Here is a 13589-nt window from a genome sequence, read left to right on the forward strand (position 1 = left end):
ATCTGCTCCCGCTCCAACGCACTCAACCTCGACGCCATAACCACCCCAACGACAACCACCAACAGGGGGTGTTGCAACCACCGGTTGAGCCCAAGCTGCTAACGGAAATTGTCCAAGATTTGCACGGATTGGCGCGAGTGGACGGTCGGCTAGCGGGGGGAGCCAGGTGATGAAGCGGTCGGTCAGGTCGATGGGTGGATTGTCGGGATTGAGTGCCGAGAGGTGAGCGGCGGCTCCTGACTGAAGCACGGCCAGGTGGTCCAGCAGGGCCGGGCGTTCCATCCGGTACGTCGCCAGGAGGCGGAGCTTGGCGGCCGAGCACGGCCAGGCGACTCCGCAGGTGCCGCAGCGCCATGTCGGGCGGACCGGTTGATGGTCGGAAGGCACTACGCTCGGAAGGCGTTTCGTCGCTCCGGTTGAGCTGGCGAAGCTTTCCACGCCGGGCAGTGGCGTGAGTAGTCGATCTTCCGGTTTGGGGAACACTGAATGGCCGATCTGCCGCACTCGCTCGCCGCGTTCATCGTTGCCGAGATCCGTCGCGCCCGAGGGGCCGCCGGGATGACGCAGGAATCGTTCGGTCGGGGTGCCGGGTTCAGCGCCTCGCACGTCAGCGCCGTCGAGAGCGAGACGCGGGCGCTGACGATGGACTTCATCAAGGGCGCCGACCGCGCCCTCAAGAACAACGGCCTGTTCGAGCGCATGGTCGCGAAGCTCGGAGCGCCGTCCTGGTTCCTGCCGTGGCTCGATGCCGAACGCACCGCGACCCAGCTCAGGTGCTTTCAGCCGAACCTCGTCCCGGGTCTTCTGCAAACCGACGCTTATGCCCGAGCGGTGATCCGCTGCAACGAGACGCTGAGCGAAGACGAGGTGGAAAAGCGGCTGGCACACCGGATCGACCGGCAGGCAATCCTGACGAAGGCGAACGCCCCGCATGTGGTCGCCGTGATCGCCGAGGCGGTGCTGCGCCGCGCCGGTACGGACTTCCGCGACATCATGGCGGGACAGATCAAGCAGTTGACCACCCTCGCAGAGCAACCCAACATCAACGTTCACCTGCTGCCGGACGAGGTCAGCATGCACGTCGGCCTGACCGGGCCGTTCAGCCTGGCACGCCTTCCGGAGCACAAATGGGTGGCAGAGATGGAGAACCAGCTCGGCGGGGTCGTCATCGATCGAGACGAAGATGTAGATACGCTCATGTCGAGGTGGGAGATGGTTCGCAGCGAAGCACTTCCCCGCCGTCAGTCGATCGAGCTGATGAAGGATGTGGTGACGTCATGGACCTGATCGGCGCTGTGTGGCGTAAGTCCGTCCGCAGCGGCTCTGGCGGCGGCAACTGCGTCGAGGTTGCCGACAATCTTCCGGGTGTCGTAGGCGTGCGGGACTCCAAGGACGCCGACGGGCCGACCCTGGTCTTCGAGCCGGCCCGGTGGCGGACGTTCGTCGCCGAGATCGCCCGCCGGCCGTAACCGGCAGCCCCAGCAACAAGCGCCCGCCCCTTCGAACGAGAGGGGCGGGCGCTTTCGCTGTGCGGGGGAGCGGTCAGGCGACCACCGACCGCAACGGCACTCCGGCGGCGCGCAGCGCGCGTACCAGATCGTTCGTGAAGGGGTGTTCGTCGGCCTGGAGGCCCTGCGGGTTGGGGATCACGACGTACGCCGAGGTGTCCTTCGCGGCCGTGCGCGCGTCGGTCGTGAAGCGTTCGACGACGGCCCGCGCGCGCGGCAGGTCGGCCGCCGCGACCTCGATGGTGATGGGCCGCCAGCCGCCGCCCAGGTCCGCCGCGACCGGCGCGGCGGCGGCGCTGGCGCGAGCCGCGTCCCCGCCCGGCGTGCGTCGGGCGTCCGGCGCGCCCGGCGGGTAGAGCAGCGCGTTGGCCACCAGGTGCAGACCATTTTCGTTATACGCCCGAAAGAGCGGGTTGAAGGCGAACAGCACCGCCCGACCGGCGCCGGTGGGTTCGTCGACGACCGCGGCCGTGCCCTTGAGCGTGTCCGCGCCGACGGTGTAGCCGTTGGCCCAGAACGTGTCTCCGCTGGGGTAGCTGAGCACGTTCGTCCCGGTGCTGCTCGGGGTGAGGATCGGGTCGCTGTTGTTGAACTCGAAGTCCTCGGCGGGGCGGCCCAGGGCGACCGGGTTGTCGGTGTCGACGTCGACCCGCAGGTGGGAGCCGATCACCAGGTAGTCGGCCGGTTTGGTCTTCTCGGTGGTGGAGGTGAGGCCGGCGGCGCGGGCCAGCCGGGTGCCCTCGTTGCGCAGCCCGAGGTAGGTGTGGCCCTGGGCGATCCAGTCGCGCAGGTTGGCCTGCCCGGCGGCGGTCAGGCCGCCGGTGGGGCTGCTGCCGTCGGGGACCAGCAGCACGGTACGTCCGGTGAACGCCTCGGTGTTGTCGTTGATGTCGGCCGTGGTGACCGGCTTCAGGTCGAGGCCCCACCGCTTACCGAGCACGTAGCGGGCCTCGCCGTGCGAGCCGGACGTGGTGGAGATGCCGGTGCCCTGGAACAGTCCGACGTCGGGCCGGGCGAGTGGGGTGCCGGCGGGGCGTCCGCCCGGTGCGAGGGTGACCCCGGCGGCTCTCGCCAGGTCGTCGACCGTACGGCTCAGGCCGCGCGCCGGGATCGCGACGCGGCCGGTGTCGAGGTCCCGCACGAGCGGTACGCCCCGGCCGAGCAGGGTGAACGTGAGCTCGGCGGCGGCCGCCGAGTCCAGCGGGTAGGTGTAGGAGCCCCACGGCCAGGCCAGCCCGCTGCAGCCGCCGGTGATTCCCCGCACCAACTGCGCCTTCGGCCGGACGTTGTCGCCCGTGTAGATGGTGGAGACACCCATCAGCAGCGGGTTGCTCCAGGACGACACGTCGTAGAAGTACGGGAACGGCACGTACGGGTCCTCGCCCATGATCGCCTGGATCCAGTGCTTCTGCGGCTGGTCCATCGGGATCCAGTACGCGCCCTTTGGCACCGTGACGTCTGTGGCGCTGCGGCCCCCGAAGACGCGGGCGGTGGGCACGCGGGTGGGCTTCTGCACCTCGTACACCTCGACGTCCATGCGGCGCAGCCGCTCGACGAGCCGGCGGACGTCGGCGAGCTGCCGGTCGGGCAGCAGGAAGTACGAGCGGATCGTCACGTCGGGCACCGGGAACTGGACCTCGTTGGTGGGCTGCACCACCTCGTTCGGTTCGAGGGTGCCCGCCCGGCCCTGGGCGAGCGCGTCGGTCCAGATGTCGAAGTAGCCGTCCAACACCTCGCGCCTGTTGGCGGCGGCCCAGCCGAGCGTCGACCACTGGGTGTGGAACTGCTGCTGCACCCGGTCGGGGACGGCCGAGGCGCTGCCCTTCTCGTACGTCATGCCGGCCGCCCCGAAACCGGTGGTCGGCACGGTGTCGCCGTAGCCCATGAAGAACATGTCGTACGTGTCGTAGTTGAAGTAGCACTCGGTGGTGACGGTGTCGCCGCAGGCGCCGTTGTAACCGAAGCCGGCCTTGTTGGCCTCGCCGATCCGGTTGATCCAGTCCACGGACTCACCGGCGATCTCGTGGTGGATCGGGTCGGCGTTGGGCGGGAAGAAGTACTGCCGGCCGCCCATCTCGTGCGCGTCCACGAACACCTGCGGCGGGTAGCGGCGCAGCAGTTCGAGCTTGCCGTCGGTCTCCTGCTGGGTACGGGAGAACCAGTCCCGGTTCAGGTCGAAGCCGAACTCGTTCTGCCGCCGGGTCGCGTCGCGGCCGTCCGGGTTCTGCGTCGGCACGATGACGGTGACCAGGTTGTCGTTGCGCCGGGCGACCTCGCAGGACAGGCCGGCGGCCAGCTCGTACAGGGTCTTGAGGGCCGCGTCGGTACCGCTCTTCTCGCCGCCGTGCACGTTCGCGGTGATCCAGACGATGGCCGGGCTGTCCTTCGCCGTACGGGCGGCCGTCCGCGCGCTCGTCCGGCGGGGATCACGCAGGTCGCGTACGTCGCCGGCGATCTTGCGCAGCGCGGACGGCCGCACGTGCCGCTCGTTGGACACCACCGCGTACGGCAGGGGTTGGCCGAGGACGCTGGACGCCAGCACTCCGGTGACGACCCGCTCGGAGGCGCGGTCGACGGCCCCGAGGTACGTGCGGACCTCGTCGTTGGTGACGACCCGCTCCTGGCCGGCGCCGAGGGGGAAGCCGAGCGCCGCCTCGGGGCTCGGCACGTCGGACAGCCGGGCGGTCGGGTCGCTGCTGCACGTCGACGGTGCGGCGGCGCTCGCCGGTGCGGTGCCGCCGAGCAGGGGAGTCGTGCCGAGCAGGAGCGTGATCGCGGCGGCGCCCGCCAACCGTCTCGCAGGGACCGTCCAGAACGGACGCGACGATGGGGCCATGTCTCGGGTTCCCTTCTTGGGGGAAAGCCTCGCAGTGGCCGGAGCCTATGGATCCGTCGAGGCGGCGGTCAAGCTCTGATCGACTTCGGTGAGTGCGTGGGATGCCCTGCGCGGATCCGGCTGGCAGGATGGTGGCGTGACTCAGCGTCGTCCTGGAGGGAGCAGAACGTGCCGGAGACGATAACGCTCGCGGTTCGTCCAGATCTTCCGTCTGCCGACGCCCAGCGTTCGCTGGCGTCCTGGCTGCGCGCCGACGACCGGCTGCGCGCCGGGGTGGCCCCGACACCACCGGAGGGTGCGCCCGAGGGCGGCGTGGACGTACTGCGGGTGGCGGTCGAGGACGCGGGCGTAGCCATGGTGCTCGTCCAGGCGGTCGCCGGGTGGCTCACCCACCGCCGCGACGACGTGTCGGTGGGGTTCAGTCGGGGCGACGACTGGTCCGCCGAGCTGGACGTGCCCCGCGCGCGGGACATGACCGAGGTGACCGCGCTCATCGAGGCCACCGTGCGGGCCGTGACGCCGTAGGAGCGACGCCCGTGATCCCGTGCCGCTCGCGCAGCGCGTGATCACGGGCGTCCGGACGCCTACCAGGTGGTCAGGCCGAGGCCGATCGTCTTGGTGAGGGTGGCGTTGTCGTCGTCACCGTCGAGGGACCAGATCATCGCGCCACCCAGACCGGTTCGCCGGATGTAGAGCGTCTTCTGCAACACGACCGCCGGGTCGTCGTACGTCCAGAGGGTCGTACCGTCGAACAGCCAGGCGTGCCCGGCGCGCAGGTCGCGGTGCACGGTGTAGCCGTTGCCGGCCAGGTTCTTGAGGTTCTTGTAGTCCTCGTACCCGGCCTCGAAGGTGGCCGGCGCGGGCCCGGCGGCCGGCTGGAACAGGCCGTTGCCGCCGCCGGTGACGCCGGTCCAGCCGCGACCGTAGTAGGGGATGCCGAGGACCAGCTTGTGCCGGGGCGCGCCCCGGGCGATCCACCCGTCGACGGCCACCTCGACGGAGAAGTCCGGGTTGTCGGGCGAGCCCGCCGGTACGCGCAGCGCCGACTGTTGGTTGGCGCGGGCCTCCCAGCCGCCGTGGAAGTCGTACCCCTGCACGGTGCCGAAGTCCAGGTACTTGAAGATCTTGCGGCCCTCGAAGCCGGCGTCCATGGCGGCCGGGTTGGCCGGCAGGAAGGCCGTCAGCGGGTGGTGCACGCGGGTGGTGCGACCGTACGCGTCGAGCTGCCGGCGGAACTCGGCGAGCAGTTTGGTGAAGTTCTCCCGGTCCTCGGGGCGGATGACGTTGCCGGGCTCACCGTCCCAGTTGGGCCACTCCCAGTCGAGGTCGACGCCGTCGAAGACGCCCGCCCCGGCGCCCGGCGCGCCCGGGAGGTTGCCCTTGAGGTACAGGTCGATGCAGGAGGCGACGAACGCCTTACGGGAGGCGTCCGTGCGGGCGGCGTTGGAGAAGTACGTCGACCAGCTCCACCCGCCCAGCGAGATCAGCACCTTGAGCTGGGGGTGCTTGGCCTTCAACTTGGCGAGCTGGTGGAAGTTGCCGTTGAGGGCCTGGCCCGGGGCGTCGGCGACGCCGTCGACGCTCTCCTCGGCGGGCACCGGTCGCTGGTAGTCGGCCCAGGCGTCGCCCTCGCCCGGCCCGCCGTCCACATAGCAGCGGCCGTCCTCGCTGATGTTGCCGAAGGCGTAGTTGACGTGGGTGAGGCGGCTCGCCGCCCCGGACGTGTCGAGCTTCTTGACCGGGAACGCCCGACCGTAGATGCCCCACTGGGTGAAGTAGCCGACCCGGTGGTAGCCGGGCTGGCGGTCGGGCTTGGCGCTGGCGTTCGCGGCGCCGGGCGGGGCAGCGGTGATCAACAGGGTCGCCAGGGCGACGACGGCGGTGAGGCGGCGGTGGCGCAATGGACGCATCGGCACTCCCACGAGGGATCAAAACAGAATTAGTAAAGACACTTATCTGATTGATGAAGTTAAGCCGATCACGCTCTGCGGTCAAGAGCCGCCCGTCCGCCACCGCCGCCTTGAGTCGGTCAACCGACCTGGTTGTTGTCCTTCATCGACCCCCAGCCGTGCCAGCGGTCGATCTCGATCAGGGCGCTGACCCGACCACGCTCCCGCCGCGGGTAGGCATTGCCCGTGTAGTGCCGCGACAGCCGGTCGATGTCGGCCAGATCCTCGTCCACGCGCAGCTCGGCGACGTGCCCGACGATGCTCACGTGGGTGTACCACCCGGCCTCGTCCAGCACGGTGAGGGAGACCCGGGGATCGTTGCGGACGTGCTCCAGACGGCGGCGGCTCTCGTCCATGTTCACCAGGATCCGGCCGTCCTCCCACAGGTACCAGGTCGCGGCGGACACCGGCTGACCACCATTGCGAAGCGTGGTCATGACAGCCGGGTTCGGCTTCTTGAGCATCTCGACCGCGGCCTCGGGAAGCGGTGGCTTGGACATGGTTTCTCTCCTCACACGAGCGTCTACCCCCTGCACGGTACGCACCCGGCCGGCCCCCGCACGCCAGGACGCGGATCGTCGGGTGACTCAGGCGAGCCAACTGCCGTCGCGCATGAGGAGGCGCCCCTTCAGCTCGTTCGCCTCCCGCCAGGCCAGGACGCGCCGCGGCCGGATCACGAAGTACTGGTAGGGCTCCGCGCCCGCGCTCGGGTCGAACCCGGTCTTGGCGGCGAACGCCGCCCGCCGCTCGTGGCCGAGGTCGGCGGTGTCCACCGCCTCGGCGGCGCCGTCGACGATCACGACGTCGCGGGTCGTTCCCAGGCTGAGCCGCACCCGGCCATCCCCGAGCAGGTTGCGGCCGGTGACCGAGGCGCGCGGCGTCGAGATGAGAAACACGGTCCCGTCCCAGAGGAAGGAGAGGGGGACGAGGTACGCGCCGCCCGGGGAGCCCGACGTGGCGACCCAGAGGTCGACGTCGTCGTCCAACCTCCGGCGGGTGTCCCTCAGCCGCTCTTCACGGTTGCGCGGCGGGGCGCTCGCCATGTCGTCCCCCTTCGGCCTCGTGATCCGTGAGCGGTTCGCCCGCCCCCGCCGCGACCAGCGGCACGTCCGGCACGCGACGCAGTCGCGCGAGCTCGTTCAGGCGCTGCTCCTCGGCGCGTGCGCGCCCCCAGGCGGCGAGACACACGGGCTCAGCGCAGTTCCTGGATGCGGACCATGTTGCCGGCGGGATCGCGGAACGCGCAGTCCCGCACGCCGTACGGCTGCTCCGTCGGCTCCTGGACGACCTCCACGTCACCGGACTGGACCTTCTCGAAGGTGCCGTCCAGGTCCCGGGTCGCCAGCAGGATCCACCCGTACGTGCCCTTGGCCATCATCTCGGCGATGGTGCGCCGCTCGTCCTCGCTGATGCCGGGATCGGCGGCCGGGGGCGCCAGCAGGATGGACGTGCCGGGCTGCCCGACGGGGCCGACGGTGATCCACCGCATCGTGCCCTTTCCGACGTCGCTGCGAACCTCGAAGCCGAGGGCGTCGCGGTAGAAGGCCACCGAGGCGTCCGGGTCGACGTGCGGGAGAACGGTCGTGTGAATGGTGATGTCCATGCTGGTCATGCTAGGGAGGGCCGCCAGCGGTGACTTCTCGATTCCTGATCGGTGCGGCGGGTGGCCCGCCGGTACGCACCCGCGTGCGGGCCGCCGGAGCGGTCCGGCGAGGATGGGTCCATGAGCGATCCCGTACTCCCCGCACGTGTCGTCGTCACCGGCGCCACCGGCAAGCTCGGCCGCGCCGTGGTCGCCCACCTGCGCGGCGTCGGCGTCGACGTGCTCGCGGTGGACCGTGCGGGCGGGCGCGACCCCCGCGACGTCGACGGCGAGTTCCTCCTCGTCGACCTGACCGACTACGGGCAGGTCGTCGAGGCGTTCACCGGGGGCGCGGACGAGCACGCCGGTGGCATCGAGGCGGTCGTGCACCTGGCCGCCGTCCCGGCGCCCGGGCTGATGGCGAACGCGGTCACGTTCGCGAACAACTCCGCCGCGACGTACAACGTCTTCGCCGCCGCCCGGGCGGCCGGCATCAGGCGGGTGGTGTGGGCGTCCAGCGAGACGGTGCTCGGGCTGCCGTTCGACACCCCGCCGCCGTACGCGCCGGTCGACGAGGAGTACGCGCCCCGGCCGGAGTCGACGTACTCGCTGAACAAGGCCCTCGAGGAGGAGATGGCGCGGCACTTCTGCCGGTGGGACCCGGAGCTGGTCATGGTGGGTCTGCGCTTCTCCAACGTGATGGACGTCGAGGACTACGCGCCGTTCCCGTCGTTCGACGCCGACCCGCGAGCGCGGCGGTGGAACCTGTGGGGCTACATCGACTCCCGTGACGGCGCCCAGGCGGTGGAACGGGCCCTCGCGTACGACCGGCCGGGCGCGGACGTCTTCATCATCGCCAACGCCGACACCGTCATGACCCGCTCCAGCGCCAGCCTGCTGGCCGAGGTCTACCCGGGCGTCGAGGTCCGCAAGGAGTTGGGCGAGCACGAGACCCTGCTCAGCATCGACAAGGCGCGGCGGGTCCTGGGTTACGAGCCCCGGCACTCGTGGCGCGACCACGTCGGGCCCGCTGCGGGCGATCCGGCCTGACGAGTGGGCGTACCGGGATAAAGTTCCCTAAACCGGTACGAGGGGGTGCGGCCATGCTGACGCGCACCTGGATGCGCGGGCTGGCCGAGAGCACGAGCCCGCGTTCGGCGACCGTCCTGGAGCTGTTGTTCGACATCGTCTACGTCTTCGCGCTCGCCCGTCTCGCCGGGCGGGTCGCGGACGACCTGACCATCGTCCGGCACACGCTGCTGTCCGAGGCGGGGCAGACGCTGCTGATCTTCACGGCGATGTGGATGATCTGGTCGCTGAACGCGTTGCTGGCCAGCACCTACGACCCGCGCCGGGTGGACGTCCAGGTCGTCCTCCTCATGACGATGTTCGGCACGCTGGTGCTGGCGGTGTCGCTGCCGCAGGCGTTCGGCCAGCGGGGCATGATCTTCGCCTGCACGTACGTCGCCATCCAGCTCGGCAGATCGCTGTACCTGGTGTTCGCCCTACAGGGTCATCCGGCGCAGACGTTCTCGTACCGGGTGCTGGCCTGGCACACGGTCACCGGCGTGCTCTGGATCGGCGGCGGTCTCGACGGCGGCCTCGGCCGTGGTGTCCTCTGGACGCTCGCCCTCGGCATCGAGGTCGTCGGCGCGGCCATCAACTGGCCTGTGCCGCTCATCGGTCGTGCGCCGATCGCCCGACTGGCCGGGGTCTCCGAGGTGCACCTCGCCGAGCGGTACAACCAGTTCTTCATGATCGCGCTGGCCGAGGTGGTGCTCGAAGCCGGCGCGGCCGTCAGCTTCCCGGGCTTCTCGACCGACCGGACCATCACCCTCGTGGCCGCCTTCGTGGCGACGGTCTCGTTCTGGCGGATCTACTTCTACCACGTGGGACCGGGCAAGCAGGCCAGCGGCAGCCCAGCCGGGGAGGGCCTTCAACTCTCCCGGCTGGCGAGCTACAGCCTGCTGCTCATCGTCGGCGGCATCATCTGCACCGCCGTCGGCTTCGGGCAGGTCATCGAGGATCCGCACCCGCCCATCGACTGGGCGCTGGTGGCCATCATCTTCGGTGGTCCGGTGCTGTTCCTGATCGGCCGCAGCTTCCTGGAGCGTCGGTACCAGTCCGCGCCGCGCTGCCAGATGTTGTTTCTCGGCGCGGCGGTGCTGGCGGTGGCGGCCCTGCCCAGCGTCCTGCTCCCGCCGGTCGCCGTGACCGGCCTGGCGGCGCTGATCCTGGCCGGGATCGCCGTCGCCGACGGGCACGCCCACCGGCGCGGCGCGCAGACCAACCCGACGCTGTGACCTGGCGGCGTTGAACGCCGAGGACGCCTCCCGTATGGTGGCGGCACGCCGTCGAGCCGGAAGGAGGTCAGAACAATGTCCGATGTTCTGCGCCCCCTCCGCGTACCGGCGTCCACGCGGATCTGACCCGGGGCGCGCGCTTCCCGGAGGTCCGCCATGACCAGTCTGGTCATCCGCCCGCTCGTCGCGGGCGAGGAAAACCTGTTCGACTCCATGACCGATCCGCTGCCCCAACTGCGGCAGATCCCGTACGCCGACGGCATCGCCGGCGGCGGCTATCGACCCGAGACCACCTGGATCGCCCTGCGCGGCGGCCGGGTCGTCGGCCGGGCGGCCTGGCTCCTCCCGCCCGGGGCCGTTGGCGCCCCCTGGCTGGAGCGGTTCGACCTGGCCGCCGAGCCGGAGGTGGGGGCCGCGCTGCTGCGCGCCGCCCACGAGGCGCTGGGAGGTCCCGGCCGCTACTACGCGGCCCTGCCCGCGCACTGGCGGCGTCGACCCGAGGTGCTGGCCGTGGTCACCGCGCCGATGGAGGCGGCCCGACTCGCCGGCCTGCTCGAGGTGGGTGAGCGGCTGCGCTGCTCGTGGACGGGCACGCCGCTGCCGGCGACCTCCGGCCGCTACGCCTTCCGGCCACCCGTCGACGTGGCGGAGATCAACGCCCTGGTCGCCCAGGTCGCCGAGCCCGACGTCCTGACCGTCAGGGAGATCGCGCGTGCCGTCGGCGGCGTCGACCTGGCCAGCGATCCGGTGGCCTGGGTGGGGGAGTCTCCCGACGACTGGCGGGTCGGCGTGGCGGACGGGCGGCCGGTGGGCCTGGTCGGCACGGCCGGCGACGCCTGCTACCCGCTTCTGGCGTACCTCGGCCTGCTCGACGACGCGGCGCGCGGTGAGCTGCTGGCCGAGGCGGTCCGGGTGCTCGCCGCCGGTGGCGCGCGAGAGGTGATCGCCGACGTCGACGCCCACCGCGTCGCGGTGCTCGCCGAGCTGGAACGGACCGGCTTCCGGCAGCTCCGCGCCCGGGTGCTGTTCGCGCCACCGAGCGAGACGACCGAGACGGCGTAGTCGCTTCGGGTGCGCCCCGGGTCACCGGGGCGCGCCCCCGCGGCCGTGCCCACGTCACCTCCTGTCAGGATCTGCCCATGCCGGAGTTCCTCACCCTCGTCGTCGGCGGGGCGGCGCTGGTCGCGGCGGCGGTCGCCGGGCTCTACCTCTGGCCGCTGGGGCACCGGAAGCTGCGGCTCGCGCCGGCGTCACCGCTCGACTTCGACGCCGCCACCGCCGCCGCCGGGAGAATCACGGCGGCGGAGGCGACCGATCCGGAGGTACGGCCGGAGTCGCGCAGCCGTCTGCTGAGCCACGGCACGCGTACCGCCCGGGCCGTCCTGCTGCTGCACGGCTACACCATGGCGCCGGAGCAGTACGACGCGCTGGCCGAGGTGTTCTACGCCCGGGGCTACAACGTGTGGATACCGCGCGCCCCGCGCCACGGCACCGTCGACCGGCGGGTCCACCACCGGGTCGAGGCCGGCGAGCTGACGGCGTACGCCCAGCAGGCCGTGACGGTTGCGGCGGGCCTGGGGGACGAGGTGGGTGTCGTCGGCATCTCCGGTGGCGCGGTGCTGGCCACCTGGCTGGCCCAGACCCGGGGGGACGTCGTACGGCGGCTGTTGGTGCTGTCGCCGTTCTTCGGCCCCCGGCAGGCACCGGCGTTCGCGGTCCGGCCCCTCATCACGCTGTACGGGCGGCGGGTCCTGCGCGACCGGGTCACCGCTCGCGGCTACTCGCTCGTGGCGGTCACGCGGTACCTGACGATCGTGCGGTCGTTGCCGCGTCGTTTCCACCGGACCGGCCTCGTGGGCGCGGCCGTGGCGATCAGTCCGCTCGACACGGTGGTGGACCCCGCCGCGGCGGTGCGGGTGCCCCGCCGGATCGCGCGGGCGAACGGCATCGACCTGCGGGTGTACGCCCTGCCCGAGTCGCTGAGCGTCCGCCACAACACCCTCGACCTGACCGCGCTCGACGACCGGGCCGCCGACGTGTTGCGGCGCTACGTCGACCTCTACGAGGGCGCTCCGACGCCGACGTCCGGGACCGCCGACACCGCCACCGTCGCCGGGTGACGACGGTGGCGGCGGTCATCGGGCGAGCACCGCTGTCACCTGCCGCCCGGGATCCGTTGGCGGTCGTCGGGGCGTTGGATGCAGCGAGCGCGTGCAAGGGAAGCCCCGGCGGCGCGTTCGGTGACGAGGACGCCCTCTTTCTACGCCCTGTCACCAACGTCCCTGGACAGCACACCTAGGCCGCGTTGACGACCTGCGGGGCGTAGCCGGCCGGCTTGTCGCCGATGTGCAGGCCCGGGCTCACCACCCAGGACTGGTACTGCGGGGTGAACATGCCGTACGGCAGCCCGAGGTTCGGGGCGCTGGCCTCGTCGAGCCGGCGGCGGGCGTCGGCCGGGATCTCGAAGTCGAGCGCCTCGAAGTTGCTGGAGACCTGCCCGGCGCTGCTCGCCCCGATGATCACCGAGCCGACGGCGGGCTGGGTGACCACCCAGTTGATCGCGACCTGCGCCATGCTGCGTCCCAGATCGGCGGCCACGCTCTCCAGCGCGTCGATGACCGTCCAGTCGTTGGGGCTGATCTCCCGACCCGCGGCGTTGGGGGTGGTCAACCGGCCGGTGCCGCTCAGGCCCTCGCTGGTGCGTCGGTACTTGCCGCTGAGCAGGCCGCCGCCGATCGGGCTGAACGCGGTGATGCCCATGCCCAGGGTCTGGGCCATCGCCACGTACTCCGCCTCGATGTCCCGCATGACCAGGGAGTACGGCAGTTGCAGGTTGATCAGCGGGGCCAGGCCGTGCGCCTCGGCGTAGCTCTGCGCGCGGGCCGCGTACCAGGCCGGTACGTCGGAGAGGCCGGCGTACCGGATCTTGCCGGAGCGCACCAGGTCGTCGAGGGTGTGCACGACCTCCTCGACCGGGGTGATCCGGTCCCAGGTGTGCAGCAGGTACAGGTCGATGTAGTCGGTGGCGAGTCGGCCCAGTGACGCCTGGACGGCCCGGATGATGTGCTTGCGGCCGTTGCCGCTGGCGTTCGGGTCGCTCGGGTCGATGGTGTTGGTGAACTTGCTGGTGAGCACGAGTCGCTCGCGGACACCGGCCCGGTCGATCAGGCGGCCGAGGATCTTCTCGCTCTCTCCGGCGGTGTAGAAGTCCGCCGTGTCGACGAAGTTCCCGCCCGATTCGAGATACTGCCGGAAGATCGGTTCGGACTCCTCCTCGGTCTTGCCGTACGCGGCGTGGAAGCCGTCGACACCGAAGTTCATCGTGCCCAGCGCGAGTCGGCTCACCCGCAGGCCGGACCGTCCGAGCAGGTAGTACTGGTTCATCGTCGCGTCCTCCTGGTCGCTGTGCGG

Annotated in this window: 13 protein-coding genes; 7 read left to right on the forward strand and 6 right to left on the reverse strand. The window is 71.0% G+C overall.

Features of this window, described 5'->3' with window-relative positions; all coding sequences use genetic code 11:
- Positions 1-486 precede the first annotated feature (486 nt).
- Together ACIA3K_RS26765 and ACIA3K_RS26770 are read left to right on the forward strand one after the other, a co-directional pair.
- A complete protein-coding gene (locus tag ACIA3K_RS26765) occupies positions 487-1287 on the forward strand; it encodes a helix-turn-helix transcriptional regulator (RefSeq protein WP_396804414.1) in 801 nt (266 codons plus the stop codon).
- The gene (locus tag ACIA3K_RS26770) at positions 1278-1469 is read left to right on the forward strand and encodes a DUF397 domain-containing protein (RefSeq protein WP_396804415.1); all 192 of its coding nucleotides are present in this window, start codon (positions 1278-1280) and stop codon (positions 1467-1469) included. Before ACIA3K_RS26765 ends, ACIA3K_RS26770 begins: the two co-directional genes overlap by 10 nt.
- Positions 1470-1542: 73 nt before the next feature.
- On the opposite strand, the gene ACIA3K_RS26775 is transcribed toward ACIA3K_RS26770, so the two are convergent.
- Positions 1543-4344, reverse strand: a complete 2802-nt coding sequence (locus tag ACIA3K_RS26775) for a M14 family zinc carboxypeptidase (RefSeq protein ID WP_396804416.1) — start codon at positions 4342-4344, stop codon at positions 1543-1545.
- A gap of 168 nt (positions 4345-4512) precedes the next feature.
- On the opposite strand from ACIA3K_RS26775, the gene ACIA3K_RS26780 reads away from it, so the two are divergent.
- Positions 4513-4869 (forward strand): hypothetical protein, encoded by a 357-nt coding sequence (locus tag ACIA3K_RS26780; RefSeq protein ID WP_396804417.1) that lies wholly within the window; start codon positions 4513-4515, stop codon positions 4867-4869.
- Between the two features lie 59 nt (positions 4870-4928).
- Here ACIA3K_RS26780 and ACIA3K_RS26785 read toward each other — a convergent pair whose 3' ends face one another.
- From ACIA3K_RS26785 to ACIA3K_RS26800, 4 genes are all read right to left on the reverse strand, one after another.
- Entirely contained in the window at positions 4929-6254 is a 1326-nt protein-coding gene (locus tag ACIA3K_RS26785; protein ID WP_396804418.1) for a glycoside hydrolase family 18 protein, read from the reverse strand.
- A gap of 119 nt (positions 6255-6373) precedes the next feature.
- Positions 6374-6793: a PPOX class F420-dependent oxidoreductase gene (locus ACIA3K_RS26790; RefSeq protein WP_355048143.1), complete on the reverse strand. Its 420-nt coding sequence runs from the start codon at positions 6791-6793 to the stop codon at positions 6374-6376.
- An 87-nt stretch (positions 6794-6880) separates the two neighbouring features.
- The gene (locus ACIA3K_RS26795; protein WP_396804419.1) at positions 6881-7336 is read right to left on the reverse strand and encodes a pyridoxamine 5'-phosphate oxidase family protein; all 456 of its coding nucleotides are present in this window, start codon (positions 7334-7336) and stop codon (positions 6881-6883) included.
- A gap of 149 nt (positions 7337-7485) precedes the next feature.
- Complete coding sequence (locus ACIA3K_RS26800; protein ID WP_396804420.1) at positions 7486-7896, reverse strand: VOC family protein; 411 nt, start codon at positions 7894-7896, stop codon at positions 7486-7488.
- A 120-nt stretch (positions 7897-8016) separates the two neighbouring features.
- Between ACIA3K_RS26800 and ACIA3K_RS26805 the strand changes: the two genes are divergently transcribed.
- From ACIA3K_RS26805 to ACIA3K_RS26820, 4 genes are all read left to right on the forward strand, one after another.
- Positions 8017-8925 carry an NAD-dependent epimerase/dehydratase family protein gene (locus tag ACIA3K_RS26805; RefSeq protein WP_396804421.1) on the forward strand — a complete coding sequence of 303 codons (909 nt, stop codon included), beginning with the start codon at positions 8017-8019 and terminating at the stop codon, positions 8923-8925.
- A gap of 53 nt (positions 8926-8978) precedes the next feature.
- Positions 8979-10178 (forward strand): low temperature requirement protein A, encoded by a 1200-nt coding sequence (locus ACIA3K_RS26810; RefSeq protein ID WP_396804422.1) that lies wholly within the window; start codon positions 8979-8981, stop codon positions 10176-10178.
- Between the two features lie 156 nt (positions 10179-10334).
- The gene (locus ACIA3K_RS26815) at positions 10335-11240 is read left to right on the forward strand and encodes an acetyltransferase (protein WP_396804423.1); all 906 of its coding nucleotides are present in this window, start codon (positions 10335-10337) and stop codon (positions 11238-11240) included.
- Between the two features lie 77 nt (positions 11241-11317).
- Entirely contained in the window at positions 11318-12298 is a 981-nt protein-coding gene (locus ACIA3K_RS26820; protein WP_396804424.1) for an alpha/beta hydrolase, read from the forward strand.
- 175 nt (positions 12299-12473) lie between these two features.
- On the opposite strand, the gene ACIA3K_RS26825 is transcribed toward ACIA3K_RS26820, so the two are convergent.
- Positions 12474-13562 (reverse strand): aldo/keto reductase, encoded by a 1089-nt coding sequence (locus tag ACIA3K_RS26825; protein ID WP_396804425.1) that lies wholly within the window; start codon positions 13560-13562, stop codon positions 12474-12476.
- Positions 13563-13589 lie beyond the last annotated feature (27 nt).

The organism is Micromonospora sp. NPDC051543 (assembly GCF_044454415.1).
In the GTDB taxonomy this organism is placed as follows: Bacteria; Actinomycetota; Actinomycetes; order Mycobacteriales; family Micromonosporaceae; genus Micromonospora.

Coding starts and splice junctions, on each gene's coding strand:
- ACIA3K_RS26765 (WP_396804414.1), top strand. CDS start 487: ATGGCCGATCTGCCGCACTCGCTCGCCGCGTTCATCGTTGCCGAGATC.
- ACIA3K_RS26770 (WP_396804415.1), top strand. CDS start 1,278: ATGGACCTGATCGGCGCTGTGTGGCGTAAGTCCGTCCGCAGCGGCTCT.
- ACIA3K_RS26775 (WP_396804416.1), bottom strand. CDS start 4,344: ATGGCCCCATCGTCGCGTCCGTTCTGGACGGTCCCTGCGAGACGGTTG.
- ACIA3K_RS26785 (WP_396804418.1), bottom strand. CDS start 6,254: ATGCGTCCATTGCGCCACCGCCGCCTCACCGCCGTCGTCGCCCTGGCG.
- ACIA3K_RS26790 (WP_355048143.1), bottom strand. CDS start 6,793: ATGTCCAAGCCACCGCTTCCCGAGGCCGCGGTCGAGATGCTCAAGAAG.
- ACIA3K_RS26795 (WP_396804419.1), bottom strand. CDS start 7,336: ATGGCGAGCGCCCCGCCGCGCAACCGTGAAGAGCGGCTGAGGGACACC.
- ACIA3K_RS26800 (WP_396804420.1), bottom strand. CDS start 7,896: ATGGACATCACCATTCACACGACCGTTCTCCCGCACGTCGACCCGGAC.
- ACIA3K_RS26805 (WP_396804421.1), top strand. CDS start 8,017: ATGAGCGATCCCGTACTCCCCGCACGTGTCGTCGTCACCGGCGCCACC.
- ACIA3K_RS26810 (WP_396804422.1), top strand. CDS start 8,979: ATGCTGACGCGCACCTGGATGCGCGGGCTGGCCGAGAGCACGAGCCCG.
- ACIA3K_RS26815 (WP_396804423.1), top strand. CDS start 10,335: ATGACCAGTCTGGTCATCCGCCCGCTCGTCGCGGGCGAGGAAAACCTG.
- ACIA3K_RS26820 (WP_396804424.1), top strand. CDS start 11,318: ATGCCGGAGTTCCTCACCCTCGTCGTCGGCGGGGCGGCGCTGGTCGCG.
- ACIA3K_RS26825 (WP_396804425.1), bottom strand. CDS start 13,562: ATGAACCAGTACTACCTGCTCGGACGGTCCGGCCTGCGGGTGAGCCGA.